The organism is Pseudomonas sp. KCJK9058 (assembly GCF_046230975.1).
Taxonomy (GTDB): Bacteria; Pseudomonadota; Gammaproteobacteria; order Pseudomonadales; family Pseudomonadaceae; genus Aquipseudomonas; species Aquipseudomonas alloputida.
The window spans coordinates 16003-36098 of sequence record NZ_JBJJLR010000054.1 but is presented as its reverse complement, the minus strand read 5'-3'; the positions used below and the strand labels follow the sequence as shown (position 1 = coordinate 36098).

19 protein-coding genes and 1 pseudogene are annotated in these 20096 nt (G+C 62.6%); 13 read left to right on the top strand and 7 right to left on the bottom strand.

The window, feature by feature from the left end; all coding sequences use genetic code 11:
* The coding region (locus ACK59Z_RS22360; protein ID WP_409293678.1) for a hypothetical protein at window positions 1–282 on the top strand (282 nt) is incomplete at its 5' end.
* Between the two features lie 382 nt (window positions 283–664).
* Here ACK59Z_RS22360 and ACK59Z_RS22355 read toward each other — a convergent pair.
* Window positions 665–2158, bottom strand: coding sequence for a CoA-acylating methylmalonate-semialdehyde dehydrogenase (locus ACK59Z_RS22355; protein ID WP_108192077.1), 1494 nt, complete (start codon window positions 2156–2158; stop codon window positions 665–667).
* Between the two features lie 73 nt (window positions 2159–2231).
* Window positions 2232–3578 (bottom strand): aspartate aminotransferase family protein, encoded by a 1347-nt coding sequence (locus ACK59Z_RS22350; protein ID WP_004576992.1) that lies wholly within the window; start codon window positions 3576–3578, stop codon window positions 2232–2234.
* A 115-nt stretch (window positions 3579–3693) separates the two neighbouring features.
* Here ACK59Z_RS22350 and ACK59Z_RS22345 point away from each other — a divergent pair, with 115 nt between their 5' ends.
* The 5 genes from ACK59Z_RS22345 to ACK59Z_RS22325 all read left to right on the top strand — a co-directional run bounded on the left by ACK59Z_RS22345 (window position 3694) and on the right by ACK59Z_RS22325 (window position 8050).
* Window positions 3694–4614: a LysR family transcriptional regulator gene (locus tag ACK59Z_RS22345; RefSeq protein ID WP_029611808.1), complete on the top strand. Its 921-nt coding sequence runs from the start codon at window positions 3694–3696 to the stop codon at window positions 4612–4614.
* A 90-nt stretch (window positions 4615–4704) separates the two neighbouring features.
* On the top strand, window positions 4705–5367 hold the full coding sequence (locus ACK59Z_RS22340; protein ID WP_003255279.1) for a TetR/AcrR family transcriptional regulator: 663 nt from the start codon (window positions 4705–4707) through the stop codon (window positions 5365–5367).
* 9 nt (window positions 5368–5376) lie between these two features.
* Window positions 5377–5961 carry a YigZ family protein gene (locus ACK59Z_RS22335; RefSeq protein ID WP_010951864.1) on the top strand — a complete coding sequence of 195 codons (585 nt, stop codon included), beginning with the start codon at window positions 5377–5379 and terminating at the stop codon, window positions 5959–5961.
* 368 nt (window positions 5962–6329) lie between these two features.
* On the top strand, window positions 6330–7016 hold the full coding sequence (locus tag ACK59Z_RS22330) for an SDR family oxidoreductase (RefSeq protein ID WP_020190046.1): 687 nt from the start codon (window positions 6330–6332) through the stop codon (window positions 7014–7016).
* Between the two features lie 86 nt (window positions 7017–7102).
* The gene (locus ACK59Z_RS22325) at window positions 7103–8050 is read left to right on the top strand and encodes an adenosine deaminase (protein ID WP_003255282.1); all 948 of its coding nucleotides are present in this window, start codon (window positions 7103–7105) and stop codon (window positions 8048–8050) included.
* Window positions 8051–8070: 20 nt separating this feature from the next.
* Here ACK59Z_RS22325 and ACK59Z_RS22320 read toward each other — a convergent pair whose 3' ends face one another.
* Entirely contained in the window at window positions 8071–8784 is a 714-nt protein-coding gene (locus ACK59Z_RS22320; protein WP_019438054.1) for a helix-turn-helix transcriptional regulator, read from the bottom strand.
* 489 nt (window positions 8785–9273) lie between these two features.
* On the opposite strand from ACK59Z_RS22320, the gene ACK59Z_RS22315 reads away from it, so the two are divergent.
* A complete protein-coding gene (locus tag ACK59Z_RS22315) occupies window positions 9274–9471 on the top strand; it encodes a hypothetical protein (protein ID WP_003255284.1) in 198 nt (65 codons plus the stop codon).
* Here ACK59Z_RS22315 and ACK59Z_RS22310 read toward each other — a convergent pair.
* Entirely contained in the window at window positions 9422–10603 is a 1182-nt protein-coding gene (locus ACK59Z_RS22310; protein ID WP_003255285.1) for a multidrug effflux MFS transporter, read from the bottom strand. The genes ACK59Z_RS22315 and ACK59Z_RS22310 overlap by 50 nt on opposite strands.
* Before the next feature lie 106 nt (window positions 10604–10709).
* Window positions 10710–10907, bottom strand: coding sequence for a heavy-metal-associated domain-containing protein (locus ACK59Z_RS22305; RefSeq protein ID WP_003255286.1), 198 nt, complete (start codon window positions 10905–10907; stop codon window positions 10710–10712).
* 145 nt (window positions 10908–11052) lie between these two features.
* Between ACK59Z_RS22305 and ACK59Z_RS22300 the strand changes: the two genes are divergently transcribed.
* The 5 genes and pseudogenes from ACK59Z_RS22300 to ACK59Z_RS22280 all read left to right on the top strand — a co-directional run bounded on the left by ACK59Z_RS22300 (window position 11053) and on the right by ACK59Z_RS22280 (window position 16409).
* Entirely contained in the window at window positions 11053–11439 is a 387-nt protein-coding gene (locus tag ACK59Z_RS22300; protein WP_003255287.1) for a hypothetical protein, read from the top strand.
* Window positions 11440–11491: 52 nt separating this feature from the next.
* A complete protein-coding gene (locus ACK59Z_RS22295; RefSeq protein WP_409293677.1) occupies window positions 11492–13891 on the top strand; it encodes a heavy metal translocating P-type ATPase in 2400 nt (799 codons plus the stop codon).
* A complete protein-coding gene (gene cueR / locus ACK59Z_RS22290) occupies window positions 13888–14298 on the top strand; it encodes a Cu(I)-responsive transcriptional regulator (protein ID WP_108192075.1) in 411 nt (136 codons plus the stop codon). The genes ACK59Z_RS22295 and cueR overlap by 4 nt, the downstream gene beginning before the upstream one ends.
* 167 nt (window positions 14299–14465) lie before the next feature.
* Window positions 14466–15551, top strand: a pseudogene (locus ACK59Z_RS22285) (cache domain-containing protein); the annotation flags it as partial.
* A 90-nt stretch (window positions 15552–15641) separates the two neighbouring features.
* Window positions 15642–16409, top strand: coding sequence for a methyl-accepting chemotaxis protein (locus tag ACK59Z_RS22280; protein WP_370688781.1), 768 nt, complete (start codon window positions 15642–15644; stop codon window positions 16407–16409).
* A 68-nt stretch (window positions 16410–16477) separates the two neighbouring features.
* On the opposite strand, the gene ACK59Z_RS22275 is transcribed toward ACK59Z_RS22280, so the two are convergent.
* Together ACK59Z_RS22275 and ACK59Z_RS22270 are read right to left on the bottom strand one after the other, a co-directional pair.
* Window positions 16478–17257, bottom strand: coding sequence for a helix-turn-helix transcriptional regulator (locus tag ACK59Z_RS22275; RefSeq protein WP_020193139.1), 780 nt, complete (start codon window positions 17255–17257; stop codon window positions 16478–16480).
* A gap of 89 nt (window positions 17258–17346) precedes the next feature.
* On the bottom strand, window positions 17347–18624 hold the full coding sequence (locus ACK59Z_RS22270) for an acetyl-CoA C-acetyltransferase (RefSeq protein WP_108192074.1): 1278 nt from the start codon (window positions 18622–18624) through the stop codon (window positions 17347–17349).
* Between the two features lie 117 nt (window positions 18625–18741).
* On the opposite strand from ACK59Z_RS22270, the gene ACK59Z_RS22265 reads away from it, so the two are divergent.
* Window positions 18742–20094: a 3-oxoacyl-ACP reductase gene (locus tag ACK59Z_RS22265; protein ID WP_108192073.1), complete on the top strand. Its 1353-nt coding sequence runs from the start codon at window positions 18742–18744 to the stop codon at window positions 20092–20094.
* The last annotated feature ends 2 nt before the right edge of the window (window positions 20095–20096 follow it).

The window sequence follows — 20096 nt, the reverse complement described above, 5'->3', positions numbered from 1 at the left end:
CTGAAAGCGCTGTCAACCACCATTTCAACCGCTTTCGATCATTTGATCGTAGCCCTTACAGCACCTTCCGAACCGTCTAACTCATTGAATTTCAAGGAGTATGTCGTTCCGTTGTCGCTGGAAGTGGGGCGCATTATAAGGGGATTCAAAAGCGCGTCAACCTTTAATTTCAAGAAAGTGAAATATAAGGGGAAAAGACCGTATCGGGGCTGCCAAGTGTTCGCCACGACAGTTTCAGCGCCTGTGAGACCGAGCGCCGCCCGCGCGGCGCTTCGCGGGTAAACCCGCTCCTACGTTTGTTTCGGGCCAATTATGCCTGTGGGATTTGCGCGCGAACGCCTTGGTGCCTATATCGATATCGCGTCGTACCAACAAGGCGGTCGCGCGCGCCCGGCACAGGAGAGACTGGCCCGAAACAAACGTAGGAGCGGGTTTACCCGCGAAGCGCCGCGCGGGCGGCGCTCGATCTCATAGGCGGTGAATGTCTCAACCCGGACGCGCGCGGCGCTCGATCTCACAGGCGCTGCAGGGGTTATGGCAGACACATCTCACCGCCAAAACCACCTCAAGACATACCCACCACACCTCCCCCTACAACAGCAACAACCAAACCCCAAAAACAAAGCGGGGAGGCCTGACGGCCTCCCCGCTTCATCTACTTCCCTTAAAGGCTAGGGAATGCAAACTGCGACGCTTCATGGCTGGCCCGCTGCGGCCAACGCTGGGTAATGGCCTTGCGACGGGTATAGAAGCGCACACCATCCGGGCCATAGGCATGCAGGTCACCAAACAACGAACGCTTCCAGCCACCAAAGCTGTGGTAGGCCACCGGTACCGGCAGCGGTACGTTCACACCCACCATACCCACTTCGATCTCGTCGCAGAACAGACGAGCCGCTTCACCGTCACGCGTAAAGATGCAGGTGCCGTTGCCATACTCGTGATCGTTGATCAGCTGCATGGCCTGCTCCAGGCTATTCACACGGACCACGCACAGCACCGGGCCAAAGATCTCCTCTTTATAGATGCGCATCTCAGGGGTCACCTTGTCGAACAGGGTGCCACCCACAAAGTAGCCATCTTCACTACCCGCCACTCGGAAACCACGACCATCCACCACCAGCTTGGCGCCAGCAGCAACACCGTCATCGATGTAACCCACAACCTTGTCACGCGCTGCCGCAGTCACCAGCGGGCCCATGTCCAGGCCGCACGAGGTGCCGGCACCAATCTTCAGCGCCTTGATCTGTGGCTCCAGCTTGGCAATCAGGGCATCGGCCACTTGGTCGCCTACGCACACGGCGACCGAAATGGCCATGCAACGCTCGCCACACGAACCGTAAGCCGCGCCCATCAGTGCACTGACTGCGTTGTCCAGGTCGGCATCCGGCATCAGCACCGCGTGGTTCTTCGCGCCACCCAGCGCTTGTACACGCTTGCCACGCTTGGTGCCTTCGGCATAGATGTACTCGGCGATCGGGGTCGAGCCCACGAAGCTCAGTGCTTTGACTTCCGGCGCTTCGATCAGCGCATCCACCGCTTCCTTGTCACCGTGCACGACGTTGAGGATGCCCTTCGGCAGGCCGGCTTCCAGCAGCAACTGGGCAATGTACAGGGTCGAGCTCGGGTCACGCTCGGAAGGCTTGAGGATGAATGCGTTGCCGCAGGCGATGGCCAGCGGGTACATCCACAGCGGCACCATGGCCGGGAAGTTGAATGGGGTAATACCGGCAACCACGCCCAGCGGCTGGAAGTCGGACCAGGCGTCGATATTCGGACCGACGTTGCGACTGTACTCACCCTTCAGCACTTCAGGGGCTGCACACGCGAACTCGACGTTCTCGATACCACGCTTCAGTTCACCGGCGGCGTCTTCCAGGGTCTTGCCGTGCTCTTCGCTGATCATCTGCGAAATCTTGGCTTCGTTCTGCTCCAGCAGTTGCTTGAAGCGGAACATCACCTGGGCGCGCTTGGCCGGAGGGGTGTTGCGCCAGGCCGGGAAGGCTGCCTTGGCCGAGTCGATCGCTTCCTGCACGGTTGCGCGGCTGGCCAGTTCGACCTTGCGAACGGCCTGGCCAGTGGACGGGTTGAAGACATCGGCGGTGCGCTCACCCTTGGTAACCAGTTCGCCGTGAATCAGGTGCTGAACAATGCTCATGCAAAACTCCAGATAAACAAAGGAGAGCCAGGCGCGCGCTGCGGGCATGCGCCTGGCATCAAAATCGGAAAGATCAGTCGATCAGGTTCAGGGTTTCGCCTACAGCATCGAACAGGCGGTCCAGTTCCTGCGGCTTGGTATTGAAGGTTGGGCCGAACTGCAGGGTGTCGCCACCAAAGCGTACATAGAAGCCGGCTTTCCACAGCTTCATGGCCGCTTCATATGGGCGAACGATGGCATCACCGTCACGGGCGGCGATCTGGATGGCGCCGGCCAGGCCGTAGTTACGGATATCGACGATATTCTTGGTGCCCTTCACGCCGTGCAGCAGCTTCTCGAAATGCGGCGCCAGTTCAGCCGCGGACTGCACCAGGTTTTCCTTCTGCAGCAGGTCCAGCGCGGCGAGACCGGCGGCACAGGCTACCGGGTGCGCCGAGTAGGTGTAGCCGTGTGGGAATTCCACGGCGTATTCCGGGGTCGGCTGATTCATGAAGGTCTGGTAGATCTCGCTGCTGGCAATCACTGCGCCCATCGGGATGGCGCCGTTGGTCACCTGCTTGGCGATGCACATCAGGTCCGGGGTAACGCCGAAGGCTTCCGAGCCGGTCATCGCGCCCATGCGGCCGAAGCCTGTGATCACTTCGTCGAAGATCAGCAGAATGTTGTGCTGGGTGCAGATTTCACGCAGACGCTTCAGGTAACCCTTCGGCGGCGGCAGCACACCGGCCGAACCGGCCAGCGGCTCGACGATGACTGCTGCGATGTTGGAGGCATCGTGCAGCTCGATCAGCTTGAGCATTTCGTCAGCCAGCGCGATACCGCCCTCTTCCGGCATGCCTTTGGAGAAGGCGTTCACTGGCAACACGGTGTGAGGCAGGTGGTCGACGTCCAGCAGCTGACCAAACATCTTGCGGTTACCGTTGACGCCACCCAGGCTGGTACCGGCGATGTTCACGCCATGGTAACCACGGGCACGGCCGATGATCTTGGTCTTGGTTGCCTGGCCTTTCAGGCGCCAGTAGGCACGTACCATCTTCAGTGCGGTATCGGCGCACTCGGAACCGGAGTTGGTATAGAAGACGTGATTCAGATTGCCCGGAACCAGCTCGGCGATCTTTTCCGCCAGCTGGAACGACAGCGGATGGCCGAACTGGAACGCTGGGGAGTAGTCCAGCGTACTCAGTTGGCGGGTCACCGCGTCAGCGATTTCCTTGCGAGTGTGCCCTGCGCCGCAGGTCCACAGGCCAGACAGGGCGTCGAAGATCTTGCGCCCGTGGTCATCGACCAGGTAGTTGCCTTCGGCCGCCACGATCAGGCGTGGGTCGCGCTGGAAGTTGCGGTTGGCGGTATAGGGCATCCAGTGGGCGTCCAGCTTGAGCTGGCTGGCGATACCCGTGGGGGCGGTTTCGGGCATGTTCATCGGCGGTTCCTCGGAAGACGATTAGGCAACGATGGATGTTGTTGCAGCTAAGTTGGCACGGCGATAGAGTCTGAAAAAGCCTACATTTCTAACCTTCAGGCAGGCCGAGACTAAACTGATGAGCCGAAGACCCGATCCACTCGCCCAAGTCAGCGATTTCGACATCCGCCTGCTGAAGATCTATCGCAGCGTCGTCGAGTGCGGTGGCTTCTCCGCTGCCGAAAACGTACTGGGCATTGGTCGCTCGGCCATCAGCCAGCAGATGAACGACCTCGAACAACGCCTCGGCCTGCGCCTGTGTCAGCGCGGCCGCGCCGGTTTCTCGCTGACGGAGGAAGGCCGCGAGGTCTACCATTCAGCCCTGCAACTGCTCAGCGCGCTGGAAAGCTTCCGCACCGAGGTCAACGGCCTGCACCAGCATTTGCGCGGCGAGCTGAACATTGGCCTGACCGACAACCTGGTGACCCTGCCGCACATGCGTATCACCCATGCACTGGCGGAACTCAAGGACCGCGGCCCTGATGTACGCATCCAGATCCGTATGATCGCCCCCAGCCAGGTCGAGCACGGCGTGCTCGACGGCAGCCTGCACGTTGGCGTCGTCCCACAGACCAGCCCGCTATCGGGGCTTGAGTACCAACCGTTGTATAGCGAACGCTCGCTGCTGTACTGCGCAGTCGGCCACCCGCTGTTCTACGCCGACGACCAGCAGATAGACGACGAACGCCTCAACAGCCAGGAAGCCATCACCCCCACCTTCCGCCTGCCGGCCGACATCCAGGCGCACTACCAGGCGCTGAATTGCACAGCCAGTGCTTCTGACCGCGAGGGCATGGCGTTTCTCATCCTCACCGGGCGTTATATTGGCTATCTGCCCGACCACTACGCCATGTTCTGGGTACAGCAAGGCCGTTTGCGTGCGCTCAAGCCCAAGGAGCGCTTTTATGACCTGAGCCTGAGCTGGGTTACCCGCAAAGGTCGGCGCCCCAACCTGGTGTTGGAAAGCTTCCTCGAAAGCCTGGCTGCGACACGTTGATGCCAGTCTGTGCCGCAAACGCTTGTCACTTCGGCACAGGCAGGTAATCTTGTCCCACAGCCGCAGCCACTGCCCCGTACGGAATCGTCCATGACCCTAGAAGTCCCTGCGCATCGCCTCTCCGCCTCGGGCAAGCCCGCGGGCCGTATCCGCCAGAAGAACGAACAGGCCATTATCCAGGCCGCCGAAGATGAGTTCGCCCGCCATGGTTTCAAGGGCACGAGCATGAACACTATCGCCCTCAAGGCGGGGTTGCCCAAGGCTAACCTGCATTACTACTTCACCAACAAGCTGGGCCTGTACATCGCCGTGCTCAGCAACATCATCGAGTTGTGGGACAGCACCTTCAACGCCTTGAGCGTCGATGACGACCCCGGTGAAGCCCTGAGCCAGTACATCCGCACCAAAATGGAGTTCTCCCGGCGCAACCCGCAAGCTTCGCGCATTTTCGCCATGGAAGTGATCAGCGGTGGCACCTGCCTGACCGAATACTTCAGTGCCGATTACCGCGAATGGTTCCGCGGCCGTGCTGCGGTATTCCAAGCCTGGATCGAAGCAGGCAAGATGGACCCGGTCGACCCGGTGCACCTGATCTTCCTGCTCTGGGGCAGCACCCAGCACTACGCTGACTTCGCCACCCAGATTTGCCAGGTGACTGGCCGCAGCCGCCTGACCAAGCAGGACATGGAAGACGCAAGCAACAACCTTATCCACATCATTCTGAAGGGCTGCGGCATCAAGCCGGCTGCCTGACTGTCCTTTATGCCTTCTACCCTGCTCGACCTCTGCGAATACCGCGAGGAAATCCGCAAAAGCCGCTTCATCACCCTCGCCGGGCCGATCAGCAGCGCCGCCGAAGCGATGAGTTTCATCGAACGTCACAGCGACCTGGCCGCTACCCACAACTGCTGGGCCTGGAAACTCGGCGCGCAGTACCGCAGCAGTGACGACGGCGAACCCGGCGGCACCGCAGGGCGGCCGATCCTGGCGGCCATCGAAGCGCAGGACTGCGACCAGGTGGTGGTGCTGGTGATCCGTTGGTACGGCGGCATCCAGCTGGGTACCGGCGGCCTGGCCAGGGCCTATGGCGGCGGCGCCAACAAGTGCCTGCAACAGGCGCCCAAGCGCCTACTGGTGCAGCGCAGCCATTTCAGCTGCAGTTGCAGTTTCAGCGAGCTGGCGCTGGTGAAGCTGCGTTTGGCCGAGGTTGACGGCCTGGTCCTGGACGAACAGTTCACCGCCAATGGTGTGGACCTGGTGATTGCCCTCGGTGACGCCCACCTGGCGCCATTGCAACAGCAACTGGCGGACCTGAGCCGCGGGCGTATTTTGCTCGAAGCACGCTGAACATTGCCCACAACAACTGTGGGCCTGCCTGTGGATAAGCTTGGGGCACTCTCTTGCAGGCTAGTGATTTCGAGGCCCCCAGAGCTTTGATCATATTTTGATCACTATTTGATGACAGTCGTAAACTGCTGAATGTGCGCGACTTATCCCCAGCGAACCGCCCATCCAAGCCGCGCCCCGCTTGCTCACCTTGCACACAATAACTGTGGACCAGCTTGTGGATAACCCGTGCGCCAACGGGCGAAGCGCCCGGCCCCGCAAGGCCCAGACAAAACTGACCATTTTTTAACCAGACGCAAACCAGGCACGCGTATTCGCCGTGACGTATGCTCAATTCCTTTCTCCTACACCGATAAAGGAATGTTCCTATGGCTAATTCAAGAACTGCCCTCATCATCGGCGCCTCGCGCGGGCTTGGCCTGGGTTTGGTACAACGCCTGCACGAAGACGGCTGGCACATCACTGCCACTGTCCGTAACCCGCAGCAGCCCGGCGGCCTGGCGAACGTCCCCGGCGTGCACATCGAGCAGCTGGAAATGAACGACACCGTTCAGCTCGACAGCCTGCAGCAACGCCTGCAAGGCCAGGTGTTCGACCTGATATTCGTCAACGCCGGGGTCATGGGCCCCCTGCCGCAAGACCTGGAGGCAGTACACAACAGCGACATTGGCGATCTGTTCATGACCAACGCCGTGGCGCCGATACGCGTGGCTCGCCGCCTGGTGGGTCAAATACGCGAAGGCAGTGGTGTGCTGGCCTTCATGAGCTCGATCCTGGGAAGCGTCACTATCCCCGACGGTGGCGAAATCTGCCTGTACAAGGCCAGCAAGGCGGCACTGAACTCGATGATCAACAGCTTCTTCGTTGAGCAGCAGCGCCCGGACCTGTGCGTGCTGGCCATGCACCCGGGCTGGGTGAAAACTGACATGGGTGGCGAAAACGCCGATATCGATGTGCTCACCAGCACCCGCGGGATGATCGAACAGATCAAGGCTCAGAGCGGCAAGGGCGGCCTGCGTTTCATCAACTACAAGGGCGAACCCTTGGTCTGGTGATTCACCAGGTCGCAGCCCGGCTGGGCGCATTGCCCGGCCGGCCCCTGTAGAATGGCCGCAACCGTACCTGATTGAGATGAACCACTATGTATGACTGGTTGAACGCCCTGCCCAAGGCCGAACTGCACCTGCACCTGGAAGGCTCACTGGAGCCCGAGTTGCTGTTCGCCCTGGCCGAGCGCAACAAGATCGCCTTGCCCTGGGCCGATGTGGAGACCTTGCGCGGTGCCTATGCCTTCAACAACCTGCAGGAGTTCCTCGACCTGTATTACCAGGGCGCCGACGTGCTGCGCACCGAGCAGGACTTCTACGACCTGACCTGGGCCTACCTGCAACGCTGCAAGGCCCAGAACGTGATCCACACCGAACCCTTCTTCGACCCGCAGACCCACACCGACCGCGGCATTGCTTTCGAAGTGGTGCTCAACGGCATCAGCCAGGCGCTCAAGGACGGCCGCGAGCAACTGGGCATCAGCAGCGGCCTGATCCTCAGCTTCCTGCGCCACCTCAGCGAGGATGAAGCGCACAAGACCCTCGATCAGGCCTTGCCGTTCCGCGATGCGTTCATTGCCGTAGGCCTGGACAGCTCGGAGATGGGCCACCCGCCAAGCAAGTTCCAGCGGGTGTTCGACCGCGCCCGTAGCGAAGGCTTCGTCGCCGTTGCCCATGCTGGCGAAGAAGGCCCGCCCGAGTACATCTGGGAAGCCCTCGACCTGCTGAAGATCAAACGTATCGACCATGGCGTGCGCGCCATCGAGGACGAGCGCCTGATGCAGCGCATCATCGACGAGCAGATCCCGCTCACGGTGTGCCCGCTGTCCAACACCAAGCTCTGCGTGTTCGACCACATGAGCCAGCACAACATCCTCGACATGCTCGAGCGCGGTGTGAAAGTCACGGTCAACTCGGACGACCCGGCCTACTTCGGTGGCTACGTCACGGAGAACTTCCACGCTCTGCACACCCACTTGGGCATGACCGAAGACCAGGCACGTCGCCTGGCGCAGAACAGCCTGGACGCACGGCTGGTTTGAGTAGCATGACGACGTTGCGCTCAACCGACCTGCAACGTCGCCACGCGGGCTATGCGATTGATCTGCTGGATACCCAGCGCCGAAATATGCAATGCCCGCGAGTCCTCCAACTCACGCATCCAGCCAGATTGCAGGAACAACCTGAACAAGGCCTGGCCCAGTACGCCACCCAGATGCGGGCCCTGGTCATTCCATTCGGTGCAGCGGCAGATCACGCAACCTCGTTGCTGGTGTGGCGCCAAGGCATCGATGTACACCCCGACCAAGGCCAATTGCGCCCGCCCCTCGTCACTGACCCTCAAGTGCCGTCCGCTGCCTTCCAACCAGCCAGCCACCACCATGCGATGGTACAGCTCACTGGCCAACTCCCCACCCAGGTGATCGCCACAACGGCGCGCCCGGCGCATCGACAGGGGCAGCGATGATACCGGCGCTTCGGCACGCTCTCCCCTGGCGCTTTCCAGCTGTACGCTGGCCAAGGCCTCTACCGCTGCTCCGACCTGCGGGGTAGCCAGGCAGAAGTAACGTTTGCGGCCCCTGGCTTCATGCCTGAGCAAACCGGCCGACGACAGCAGCGAAAGGTGTGCGCAGGCTGACGATGAAGTCAGGCCAGTCATTATCGCGAGCTCATTGGCCAACCGTGGTGTGCCATCGATCAATGCCCACAACATGGCACTGCGCTTGGGGTCGGCCATCAGGCTGGCAATTTGGCTGATACTGCTGGCTGCGTTCATGTCCTTGTAACTCCCTGCAAGTTCACGGTGGGGATGCGATGGCCAACCCTGCCAGGGAAGCGCCTCTCGCTGGCACTGGCCTGGCTCGCCAGTATAAGCCGCAGAAAAACGCCGGTCAGACGACCAGGTGCCGTCGTACTCATGACGAAAAACCACTGGGTATGCCTACCCATTGCAAGCAGCGAAGCGGCTTCGAAAACGCCCCGGAACCAAGTCAAACAAGGCACCGGTACGCCCACACAAACGCGCTGAAACATCTTGATGAAAACAAACTTGCAGCCATTTCAGAAGTGGCCCACAGCAACCTTCCACAAATAGCGCGAAACAAAGCGAAGGTTCTGCGGGTTTGCGGGCATTGCGCCCAAAGTAGGAAACACCGCCAGGGAAATGCGCACACTTACCGTCAGTCAGGACGCTGAAGCCGTGTCATGGCAGGCTGGCGGGCCAGCGCTACACTTGAGCGGCTCCCCTTCCTGGAGGTATGCAGCGATGAAAATTATCGTAAGTGCGTCGAGCCGAAACCCCGCCTGCCCTTGGCAAGTCCAGCTCGATCAGCATGTGGTCAGTTTCCGCAGCGAGGCTGAGGCGCGTGCCTTCGTCGCCACGCTGGAAACCCGGCTGCAGGCACCTCACCCGCTCATGCGGGAGCCTTGGCCTGCAAACGCCGGGTCAACAGCGCAACACTGACCACCAGCGCCCCGCACAGGCTGATCACGATTGCCATGGGCACCGCACTGCCATCATGCAGCAGCCCGACCAGCGCCGCAGCACCCGCAGCTACGCTGAACTGCACACAGCCCATCAGTGCCGAGGCGCTGCCGGCACGCGCGCCCTGTCCACTCATGGCGCAGGCCGAAGCATTGGGAATGATGCAACCAAGGCTGGCGATACAGATGAACAGCGGCACCAGTAGCGGCCACAGTTGCGCAGGGCGCAAAGCCGCCACGCCCAGCAGCACCAGGCCCGCAACCAGATACAGCCACACCGCACGGCCCAGCAGGAAGGCCGGCCCGCGTTTGGCCAGCAGGCGGGCGTTCACCTGCGCCACCAGAATAAAACCTGCGGCGTTGGTGCCGAACAGCCAGCCGTAGTGCTCAGCGGGCACGCCATACAGTTTGATGAACACGAAAGGTGAACCGGCTATATAGGCAAACATGCCGGCAATGGCGATACCGCCGGTCAGGGCATGGCCGAGGAAAACCCGGTCAGCCAGCAGCCGCAGGTACTGGCGCAAGGCGCCAGACAGCGGTTGCCGGGGTATATGCTCGGGCAGGCTTTCCGGCAGGCCCAGGCTTACCGCCAGCAGGCAGCCGGCACTGAACAGGCTCAGCGCAAGGAAGATCGACTGCCAGCCGGCCAGGTTCACCAGCACCCCACCCAGCATCGGTGCCAGGATCGGCGCCAAGCCCATGACCAGCATCAGTTGCGAAAACACTTTGGCTGAAGCTACCGGGTCGCACTTGTCGCTGACGATGGCCCGCGAAAGCACCATGCCGGCACAACCACCCAGTGCCTGGATGAAACGCGCCACCACCAAGGTATCGAGGTTGGGGGCGTAGGCACAGGCCAGTGATGCCAAGGTGAACAGCGTAACGCCGAACATCAGCGGTTTGCGTCGGCCAAAGCGGTCGGCAACCGGCCCATAGGCCAACTGCCCGATAGACAGGCCCAGGAAGTAGGCGGCCAACGTGGCCTGGACGTGTTTTTCATCGGTGGCGAACGCTTGCGCCATGGCCGGGAAGGCTGGCAGGTAAAAGTCGATCGCCAAGGGCCCGAACGCACTGAGTGCGCCCAGGATGAGCACCATTCGCAGGTTCATCAGGAATCCATAGCAGGCTAAGCAAGTGATTGATTCTACCTGCTGTGGACCCCGTCAATGTGAAAACATTTGCAACACTGTTACCCCGGTGGGAGCAAACAGGCCTTCAGGCGATTTCGGCCTGATACCCCTCATCGCGAATCGCAGTGAGAATCTGCTCCTGCGCCAACTCGCTCTGCACACGCACCTGTTTGCCTGCCAGATCAACTTCCACCCTGGCTGCCGCATCCTGCTCCTGCACCGCGCGGGTCACGGCTTTCACGCAATGGCCGCAGGTCATGCCTTGTACATTGAACACTTGCATGGGGGTTACCTCCTTCAGGTTTTTCACAAGTTTCAAGCTTGCCATGAGGGCAAGGTCAAGCCCTGCCTGCAACGCCCGGGGTGGAAATCCGCGTCCGCGTCGGCCAAGCTGCGCCTTTGACGATCAGGCAAGCAGGAGATTTTTCATGTTCAGGGCAGCATTGGGCGTCGTCGGGCTCTTGGGCGCGCTGGCTGTGGTGCCACCGGCATTCGCCGAGGGCAACTCGGCCTACAGCGTACTGATCATTTCCCGGGAGCGCCTGGAAGTGGCCACCAGTTGCGAAATCGGCGTGTACCTCAACGACCAGCTTTCCGGGCGCGTTTTCCAGGAGCAGTCCACCTCGTTCAACCTGCCGCCTGGCCCGGTGGATGTGCGCCTGCGCCTGCTGCCTGGGCAAATGCCGGGTTGCGCCGCAGGTATAGAGGACCAGCGCAGCACGCGTTTGAATCTGCAGGCGGGCCAGATCAACAAATACCGCATCGCCATGGGGCAATATGGGCTGGAGTTGAAACGAGCCGACCTGGGCTATTGACCTTGCCTGCGTGGCAAGGTTGATGCTGGAGGCCTGTCCAAGGAGGAGAGCCATGCCCGCATCCACCACATACGACCTGCCGATCTCCGGCATGACCTGCGCCAGCTGTGCTGGCCGGGTCGAGCGCGCCCTGCGCAAGGTCACCGGCGCTGAACAGGTCAGCGTAAACCTCACCACTGAAAAAGCCCGGGTTGTAGCCCCGCCTGCCAGCCTGCCAGCCTTGGTCGAAGCCGTGCGCGAGGCCGGTTACGGGGTACCAACCCGCACCCTCGAACTGCAGATAGGCGGCATGACCTGCGCCAGTTGTGTCGGCCGAGTAGAGCGCGCCCTGGGCAAATTGGCCGGGGTCGAGCGGGTCAGCGTCAACTTGGCCAGCGAACGCGCGCACCTCGAAGTGCTTGCGGCCCTTGATGACAACCTGCTGATCGACGCTGTGCAAAAGGCAGGCTACAGCGCCAGCCTGCCGCAATCGACCAAGGACGACCAAAGCGCTGTCCAGCGCCGCCTGCGCAACGAGCGCCTGGCAGTCGGCGCAGCCTTGCTGTTGGCCCTGCCGCTGGTATTACCCATGCTGGTACAACCGTTCGGCTTGCACTGGATGCTACCCGCCTGGGCGCAGTTCCTGCTGGCCACACCCGTGCAGTTCATTCTCGGTGCCCGCTTCTACATTGCAGCCTGGAAGGCCGTGCGCGCCGGCGCCGGCAACATGGACCTGCTGGTGGCCCTGGGCACCAGCGCTGGTTATGGCCTGAGCCTGTACGAATGGGCACAGGCTCCCGCCGGTATGGCCACGCACCTGTACTTCGAAGCCTCAGCCGTGGTGATTGCCCTGGTATTGCTGGGCAAGTACCTGGAAAGCCGCGCCAAACGCCAGACCGCCAGTGCCATCCGAGCCCTCGAAGCCCTGCGCCCGGAACGCGCCCTGCGCGTGGTCGACGGCGTGGAAGAGGACGTGGCCATCGCCCAGTTGCGCGTGGGCGACCTGGTACTGGTCAAGCCCGGCGAACGCTTCCCGGTCGACGGCGTGGTCGAAGACGGCAGCAGCAATGCCGATGAGGCCCTGATCAGCGGCGAGAGCCTGCCAGTGCCCAAGCAACCCGGCGACAGCGTCACCGGTGGCGCCATCAATGGCGAAGGCCGGCTGCTGGTGCGTACCCAGGCGCTGGGCACCGAGACCGTGCTGGCGCGCATCATCCGCCTGGTGGAAGACGCCCAAGCCGCCAAAGCGCCGATCCAGAAGCTGGTCGACCGTGTCAGCCAGGTGTTCGTCCCGGCCGTGCTGGTACTGGCCCTGATCACCCTGATCGGCTGGTGGTTGGCTGGGGCGCCGCTGGAAACCGCGCTGATCAACGCCGTCGCCGTGCTGGTCATCGCCTGCCCCTGCGCCCTCGGCCTGGCCACGCCCGCCGCGATCATGGCCGGCACCGGGGTCGCCGCCCGCCACGGCATCCTGATCAAGGATGCCGAAGCTCTGGAGCGTGCCCATGCGGTCAACCGCGTAGTGTTCGACAAAACCGGTACCCTCACCTCCGGCAGCCCGCGGGTGGTTCACAGTCAGGCGCTGGACGGCAACAGTGCCGACCTTCACCGCCTGGCCGGCGCCCTGCAGCGCGGGAGTGAACACCCGCTGGCCAAGGCGGTACTGGTGGCCTGTGCAGAGCAAGGGCTGGACGTGCCAACCGTTGCCGACAGCCAGTCACTGACCGGGCGCGGCATTGCCGGGCGCGTTGAAGGCCGTGAACTGGCGCTGGGCAACCGCCGACTGCTTGACGAAAGCGGTCTGCAGCCCGGCGATTTGGCCGCCCAGGCCCAGGCCTGGGAAGCGGAAGGGCGCACACTGTCGTGGCTGATCGAGCGCGGCGCGCAACCGAGAGTGGTGGGCCTGTTCGCCTTTGGTGACAGCCTCAAGCCTGGCGCTGCGCAGGCCATCGAAACCCTGCACGCCCAACACATCAGCAGCCACCTGCTGACCGGTGACAACCGTGGCAGCGCCAAAGTGGTTGCCGAGGCACTGGGCATCGACGATGTGCACGCCGAAGTGCTACCGGCCGACAAGGCCGCGACCGTGGCCGCGCTCAAGCAGGATGGGGTGGTCGCCATGGTTGGCGATGGCATCAACGATGCACCGGCGTTGGCCGCGGCCGACATCGGCATTGCCATGGGTGGCGGTACCGACGTGGCCATGCAGGCCGCCGGCATCACCCTGATGCGTGGCGACCCGCGCCTGGTGCCCGCCGCGCTGGAAATCAGCCGCAAGACCTACGCGAAGATCCGCCAGAACCTGTTCTGGGCCTTCATCTACAACCTGATCGGCATTCCGCTCGCCGCGCTGGGTTACCTCAACCCGGTACTGGCAGGTGCCGCCATGGCCCTGTCCAGTGTCAGCGTCGTCAGCAATGCACTGTGGCTTAAAACGTGGAAACCCACCAGCAGCACCCAGGAGGCGCCATGAATATCGGCCAGGCCGCCCGCCGCAGCGGGCTCAGCACCAAGATGATCCGTTACTACGAGTCCATCGGCCTGCTCAAACCCGCCACTCGCAGCGACAGCGGCTACCGCCTGTACCAGGCGCAAGACTTGCACAACCTGGCCTTCATCAAACGCTCCCGCGACCTGGGCTTTTCCCTCGAAGAGGTCGGCAAGTTGCTGACCTTGTGGCAGGACCGCCAACGTGCCAGCGCCGATGTGAAGGCGCTGGCCATGCACCACATCGATGAACTGAACCGGCGCATCGAGGAGCTGATGAGCCTGCGCGACACCCTCGGCGAGCTGGTTTCGCACTGCCAGGGTGACGACCGCCCGGACTGCCCGATCCTCAAAGACCTGGCCAATGGCGCTGCGGGCAGCTGCTGTCACTGAGCTGCCACGCGCCTTTGGCATGCCATAAATGTCCAAACACGACCGAATAGTCACCAACCACGACTTTATCCAATAAATACGGGCGTTTTGGCTTCATAAAACCCGGATGCTGCCGATGCAGTTGCTACCTGCCTCGTGTGTCGAAAACAAAAATTCCGGGAGCGTCGATGAGCATCAAACAGAAACTGACCTGGGCATTCGCGGTCATCGCCGGCTTGCCCATCGTTCTCGTGGCCACCCTGGTGGTCATCAACCTGCGCGGCGAAGCCCGCGACGGATTCCTCGACAGCAGCAGCCGAGAAATCCGCCAGGTCAGCAACGCGATGAACATCTTCTTCCAGGGGATCAACCAGAACGTCGAGTACATGGCTTCCCAGCCAATGGTTGCCGCCACGGGCAGCGAGCTGAACAAGTACATGAGCGCAACCCCGTCCTACGAACTGGGCGAGCAGGCCAGCAAAATTCTCGACTTCATGACTCGCCTGGCCAACTCACACCCCGCCTACGCCTACCTGTCCTACGGGGTGAATGACGGCGGCTACACTGGCTGGCCGGCCGGCCAGAAGTTTGTCAATTATGACCCACGCACGCGCCCCTGGTACCAACTTGCCATGGCAAACCCTGGCAAGACGATGCGTACCGGTGCCTACTACTGGGCCGCCGACGATGCGGTGCTGGTCAGCACCGTGCGCACCGTGGCCAACCAGCTGGGCAACCCCGGCGGCGTGGTCAACATCGACGTGTCGCTCAAGGGCCTGACCGAAATCGTCAAGCAGATCAAACTGGGCGAAAGCGGCTACCTGATGCTGGTGGAAAGCAACGGCAACGTGATGGTCGACCCGCGCGACGCCGCCCACAACTTCAAGCAGCTGGGAAGCTTTGGCGACGGTTACGCCAAGCTGGCCAAAGCCGGCAAAGGCCTGGTCGAGGTCGAACTCAATGGCGTGCACTACATGGCCAACGTCTATCCAGACCAGCAGCTGGGCTGGACCTTCATCGGCCTGATCGAACAAAGCGAAGTGATGCAGACCACCACCCGGCTCACCTGGCTGATCGGTGTCATCGCTGTGGTGTTGGCCTCGCTGTTCGCGGTGGTCGGTGCGGCCTTCGCCAAACTGATCGTGCGCCCGATCAACAGCGTCACCAACGGCCTGGAGGACATTGCCCAAGGTGAGGGTGACCTGACCCGCAACCTGGAAATCCGCGGCCGCGACGAAACCGCGCAACTGGCCAGCTGGTTCAACCAGTTCCTCGGTGCCATTCGCAGCCTGATCCAGCACATCGGTGCTGCCGCCAGCAAGATCCTCAGCACGTCCAGCAGCTCGACCCGCGTCTCCAGCGACATGGCCGAGGCGGCCGGCCGCCAGCGCGAAGCCGTGGACATGGTTTCCACTGCATTCCACGAAATGGTCGCCACCGCCAATGAAGTGGCACGGTCCTGCAGCCAGGCCGCGCAGTCGGCCGACAGCGGCCAGCAGCAGGCCCGCGAAGGGCAGCAACAGATCGATGCAGCGGTACACAGCGTTGATCGCCTGAGCCACGAAATCGAGCAATCGGCCCAGTCGATTCAACAGCTGGAGCGTGACAGCAACGCCATTCAGTCGATCCTCGGCACCATCCGTTCGATTGCCGAACAGACCAACCTGCTGGCCCTGAACGCCGCCATCGAAGCGGCCCGTGCCGGTGAGCAGGGCCGCGGCTTTGCCGTGGTGGCCGACGAAGTGCGGGCGCTGGCCAAGCGTACTGCCGACTCCACCGCTGAAATCGACGGTTTGCTGGGCAACCTGGCCAGCCGTACCGCCGAAGTGGCCGAGCAGATGCACGCCAGCCTGGAAGTGTCGCAGCAGTCGGTCAGCCGCATTGGTCTGGCCCGCGACAGCTTCGGGCAGATCCGTGAGTCGGTGGACGTGATCCGCGACATGAACACCCAGATCGCCACGGCAGCCGAAGAACAGCATCAGGTGGCTGAGGACATCAACCGGCACATCAGCCAGATTCATGGGGATGCGCAGTTGGTGGCCGAGCTGGCCCAGGCGGCGCGCCAGGACTCCGAGAGCCTGGCCGGGCTGTCCAATGAGCTGGATACGCTGGTGCGCAGGTTCCGCACCTGATGATGCATGGCCTGTGCCGGCCCTTTCGCGGATAACCCCGCGAAAGGGCCGGCACAGGCAACCGAAAATCAGAGCTTCAATTCCCCCGGTGTCGCGCCAAACAGCTGCTTGAACGCCGCAATGTAGGCCGACGTGGAGTCATACCCACACCCCAGCGCCGCCTCGGTCACATTCTCCCCCGCCTCCAACAACGCCAGCGACGACAACAACCGCATGCGCTGGCGCCAATTACGAAAGCTCAAGCCGGTCTCCCGTTGAAACAGCCGCATCAGCGTCTTCTCCGAACACCCCAGCTCCCGCGCCCACTGCTGCAAGGTCTGCGGCTGGTCTGGTGCAGCGATCAAGCCATTGCACAGTGCCAGCAAACCAGGGTGGCGGGGCAACGGCAGCGAGAAACCGACTTCTGGCAAGGTGCGCAACTGATCGAGCAGCACTGCCACCAGACGCGCCTCGGCGCTGTCGTCCTCTGGGTAATCTGCCGGGAACAGGCAGAACTGCTTTATCAGCTCGCGCGCCAGCGGCGTGACTTCCAGCACTCGGCATTGTTCCGGCGCCCATGGGCAGGCATCGCGGCGCACATACAGGCTGCGCATCTCGGCTTGCATCGAGGTGACCACTTCATGCTCGGCATCGGCAGGGATCCACACCCCCCACTGCGGTGGGGCAAAGTAACTGCCGTCGCGTGTGTACACGCCAAGTACGCCGCTGATGGCGTAGGAAAACTGTACCCAATCGTGCTGGTGGCGAGTGGTCCACGAACCGGCGCCAAGGCTTTCGGCACGGGCGTAGAGCGGTCTGGGCAGGTGTTCCAGCGCGGGGATAGCGCGGGGGTGTCCGATGATAGGCATGGTATGTTCTTGTAGTTCTGACCAGACAAGCCTAACAGCTGGATCATGATCGAGGCACTCACCGCCTCTGCAGTTACCCTGGAGGTGCTTCAGCGCTCGACGATAACGGTCACCCCCTGCCCGCCTGCCGCACAGATCGAAATCAGCCCGCGCCCCTTACCCGCCGTCGCCAGCAGCTTGGCCAGGTGGGCCAATATCCGCCCACCGGTTGCCGCAAACGGGTGCCCGGCTGCCAGCGAACTGCCCTTGACATTGAGTTTGCTGCGGTCGATCGCGCCCAGCGGCGCCTCCAGGCCCAACCGCTCACGGCAGTAATCGGCATCCTCCCAGGCCTTGAGCGTGCACAGCACCTGGGCAGCAAAGGCTTCGTGGATTTCGTAGTAGTCAAAGTCCTGCAGCGTCAGACCATTGCGTGCCAGCAAGCGCGGCACGGCATACACCGGCGCCATCAACAACCCTTCGCGCCCCGTGACAAAATCCACCGCAGCGGTTTCGCCATCGACCAGATAGGCAAGCACCTGCAACCCCTGCTGCTGCGCCCACGCTTCGCTGCCCAACAGCACCAGCGAAGCACCATCGGTCAACGGCGTGGAATTACCCGCCGTCAACGTGCCCTGCCCGCTGCGGTCAAAGGCTGGTTTGAGCCTGGCCAACTGCTCAAGGCTCAGGTCGGGGCGCAGGTTGTTGTCCCGCACCAGCGAAAGAAACGGCGTCAACAGGTCGTCCTGCCAACCCTCGGCATAGGCAGCAGCCAGCTTCTGGTGGCTAAGCAGCGCCAATTCGTCCTGCTCGGCGCGGCCAACGCGCCAAGTGTGGGCCATGCGCTCGCAATGCTCGCCCATCGACAACCCCGTACGCGGCTCGCTATTGCGTGGTAGCTCGGGTTTCAGGTGATGAGGCCGCAGCTTGAGGAAGGGCTGTAACCGTTCGCCAAGGCTTTTGCCACGGTTGGCCTGCAGCAATATATGGCGCAAGCCTTCGTTGAGGGCGATCGGCGCATCGGAGGTGCTGTCGACACCGCCTGCAATACCGCAGTCGATCTGCCCCAGGGCAATCTTGTTGGCCACCAGCAGCGCAGCCTCCAGCCCGGTACCGCAGGCCTGCTGGATGTCATAGGCCGGGGTCTGCGGTGACAGGCGCGAACCCAACACGCACTCGCGGGTCAGGTTCATGTCGCGCGAGTGCTTGAGCACGGCACCGGCCACCACCTCGCCCAACCGCAGCCCGTGCAGGCAATAGCGTTCGATCAAGCCTTCAAGCGCGGCCGTGAGCATCGCCTGGTTGCTGGCCGTAGCGTAGGCGCCATTGGAGCGGGCGAAAGGGATCCGGTTGCCGCCCAGGATCGCGACCCGGCGAGTTGAACGCATGCGCGTGTTCCTCCTGAAACAATTTGTTCGGTACAGCCTAGGTGTTTTCACCGCATTCGAACGACCCTGCCGCAAAGTTGGTCCACACTTTCAAGCTTGCCTTTCGGGAGACCCCTCATGAGCGATCGCTACCTCGGTTTTGCCAACTCCAATCTCGGCCGCCGCCTCGTGGATGCCCTTGGCCTGCCACGCCCGGCGCCACTGGAGCGCTGGCAGGCTGGCCGCCTGCGGCCGGTGGAAGGTGCCCTGGTACTGGGTGGCGGGCCACTGGCGAAGCAGGTCGAAGCCATCGCACCGCGCCTCACTGACGAGGTATACAGCTTCAATGCCGACAACCTGCAGGCTGAAGCCTGGGTGGCCGGCCTGGGGCCGAAAATCAAGGCCATGGTATTCGATGCCAGTCACTTGTCCGACAGCGATGCACTGAAGCAGTTGCGTGAATTTTTCCAGCCGCTGCTACGCAGTCTGGCCCCATGCGCCCATGTCCTGGTGCTGGGCCGTGCACCGGAAAGCCTCGACGACCCACTGGCCAGCGTTGCACAGCGTGCCCTTGAGGGCTTCAGCCGCTCACTGGCCAAGGAACTGCGCAACGGCGCCACTGCCCAGCTGTTGTATGTCACCCCCGGTGCCGAAGATCAGCTGGAAGGCGCCCTGCGCTTCTTCCTCTCGCCGAAGAGTGCCTTCATCTCTGGCCAGGTACTGCGCCTGCAAGCCTGCACCAGCCAGGTGGAGGACTGGACCCGCCCACTCGGCGGCCGCCGTGCGCTGGTCACGGGGGCTGCGCGCGGTATCGGCGCCGCCATTGCGGAAACCTTGGCACGGGACGGCGCCGATGTACTGCTGCTGGATGTACCGCAGGCCAGCCAGGACCTCGACGCCCTCGCTGCACGCCTCGGCGGCAAGGCACTGCCACTGGATATATGCGCGAGCGATGCGGCAACGCAACTGCTCGCGGCCCTGCCCGACGGCATCGATATCGTGGTGCACAACGCCGGTATCACCCGCGACAAGACACTGGCCAACATGACGCCGGAATACTGGGACGCCGTGCTGGCCGTGAACCTCAAGGCACCGCAAGTGCTCACCCAGGCGTTGTATGACAACGGCGCGCTGGGGGAAAACGCGCGCATCACCCTGCTGGCCTCGGTCAGCGGCATTGCCGGCAACCGCGGGCAGGCCAACTATGCCGCGAGCAAGGCCGGGCTGATCGGCCTGGCCCAGGCCTGGGCGCCACGGCTCGCCGAGCGCGGTGGCAGCATCAACGCCATCGCCCCCGGTTTCATCGAAACCCACATGACTGCAGCCATGCCCATGGGCCTGCGCGAGGCGGGCCGGCGCTTGAGTTCGCTGGGCCAGGGTGGGCGCCCGCAGGATGTCGCCGAAGCCATTGCGTGGCTCAGCCAGCCAGGCTCCGGGTCGGTCAACGGCCAGGTGCTGCGGGTGTGCGGCCAGGCACTGATGGGGGCTTGAAC

Coding starts and splice junctions, on each gene's coding strand:
- ACK59Z_RS22280 (WP_370688781.1), top strand. CDS start 15,642: ATGGCCGAGGCGGCCGGCCGCCAGCGCGAAGCCGTGGACATGGTTTCC.
- ACK59Z_RS22315 (WP_003255284.1), top strand. CDS start 9,274: ATGAAAATTATCGTAAGTGCGTCGAGCCGAAACCCCGCCTGCCCTTGG.
- ACK59Z_RS22300 (WP_003255287.1), top strand. CDS start 11,053: ATGTTCAGGGCAGCATTGGGCGTCGTCGGGCTCTTGGGCGCGCTGGCT.
- ACK59Z_RS22335 (WP_010951864.1), top strand. CDS start 5,377: ATGCCTTCTACCCTGCTCGACCTCTGCGAATACCGCGAGGAAATCCGC.
- ACK59Z_RS22310 (WP_003255285.1), bottom strand. CDS start 10,603: ATGAACCTGCGAATGGTGCTCATCCTGGGCGCACTCAGTGCGTTCGGG.
- ACK59Z_RS22340 (WP_003255279.1), top strand. CDS start 4,705: ATGACCCTAGAAGTCCCTGCGCATCGCCTCTCCGCCTCGGGCAAGCCC.
- ACK59Z_RS22270 (WP_108192074.1), bottom strand. CDS start 18,624: ATGCGTTCAACTCGCCGGGTCGCGATCCTGGGCGGCAACCGGATCCCT.
- ACK59Z_RS22350 (WP_004576992.1), bottom strand. CDS start 3,578: ATGAACATGCCCGAAACCGCCCCCACGGGTATCGCCAGCCAGCTCAAG.
- cueR (WP_108192075.1), top strand. CDS start 13,888: ATGAATATCGGCCAGGCCGCCCGCCGCAGCGGGCTCAGCACCAAGATG.
- ACK59Z_RS22355 (WP_108192077.1), bottom strand. CDS start 2,158: ATGAGCATTGTTCAGCACCTGATTCACGGCGAACTGGTTACCAAGGGT.
- ACK59Z_RS22320 (WP_019438054.1), bottom strand. CDS start 8,784: ATGAACGCAGCCAGCAGTATCAGCCAAATTGCCAGCCTGATGGCCGAC.
- ACK59Z_RS22305 (WP_003255286.1), bottom strand. CDS start 10,907: ATGCAAGTGTTCAATGTACAAGGCATGACCTGCGGCCATTGCGTGAAA.
- ACK59Z_RS22265 (WP_108192073.1), top strand. CDS start 18,742: ATGAGCGATCGCTACCTCGGTTTTGCCAACTCCAATCTCGGCCGCCGC.
- ACK59Z_RS22275 (WP_020193139.1), bottom strand. CDS start 17,257: ATGCCTATCATCGGACACCCCCGCGCTATCCCCGCGCTGGAACACCTG.
- ACK59Z_RS22325 (WP_003255282.1), top strand. CDS start 7,103: ATGTATGACTGGTTGAACGCCCTGCCCAAGGCCGAACTGCACCTGCAC.
- ACK59Z_RS22295 (WP_409293677.1), top strand. CDS start 11,492: ATGCCCGCATCCACCACATACGACCTGCCGATCTCCGGCATGACCTGC.
- ACK59Z_RS22330 (WP_020190046.1), top strand. CDS start 6,330: ATGGCTAATTCAAGAACTGCCCTCATCATCGGCGCCTCGCGCGGGCTT.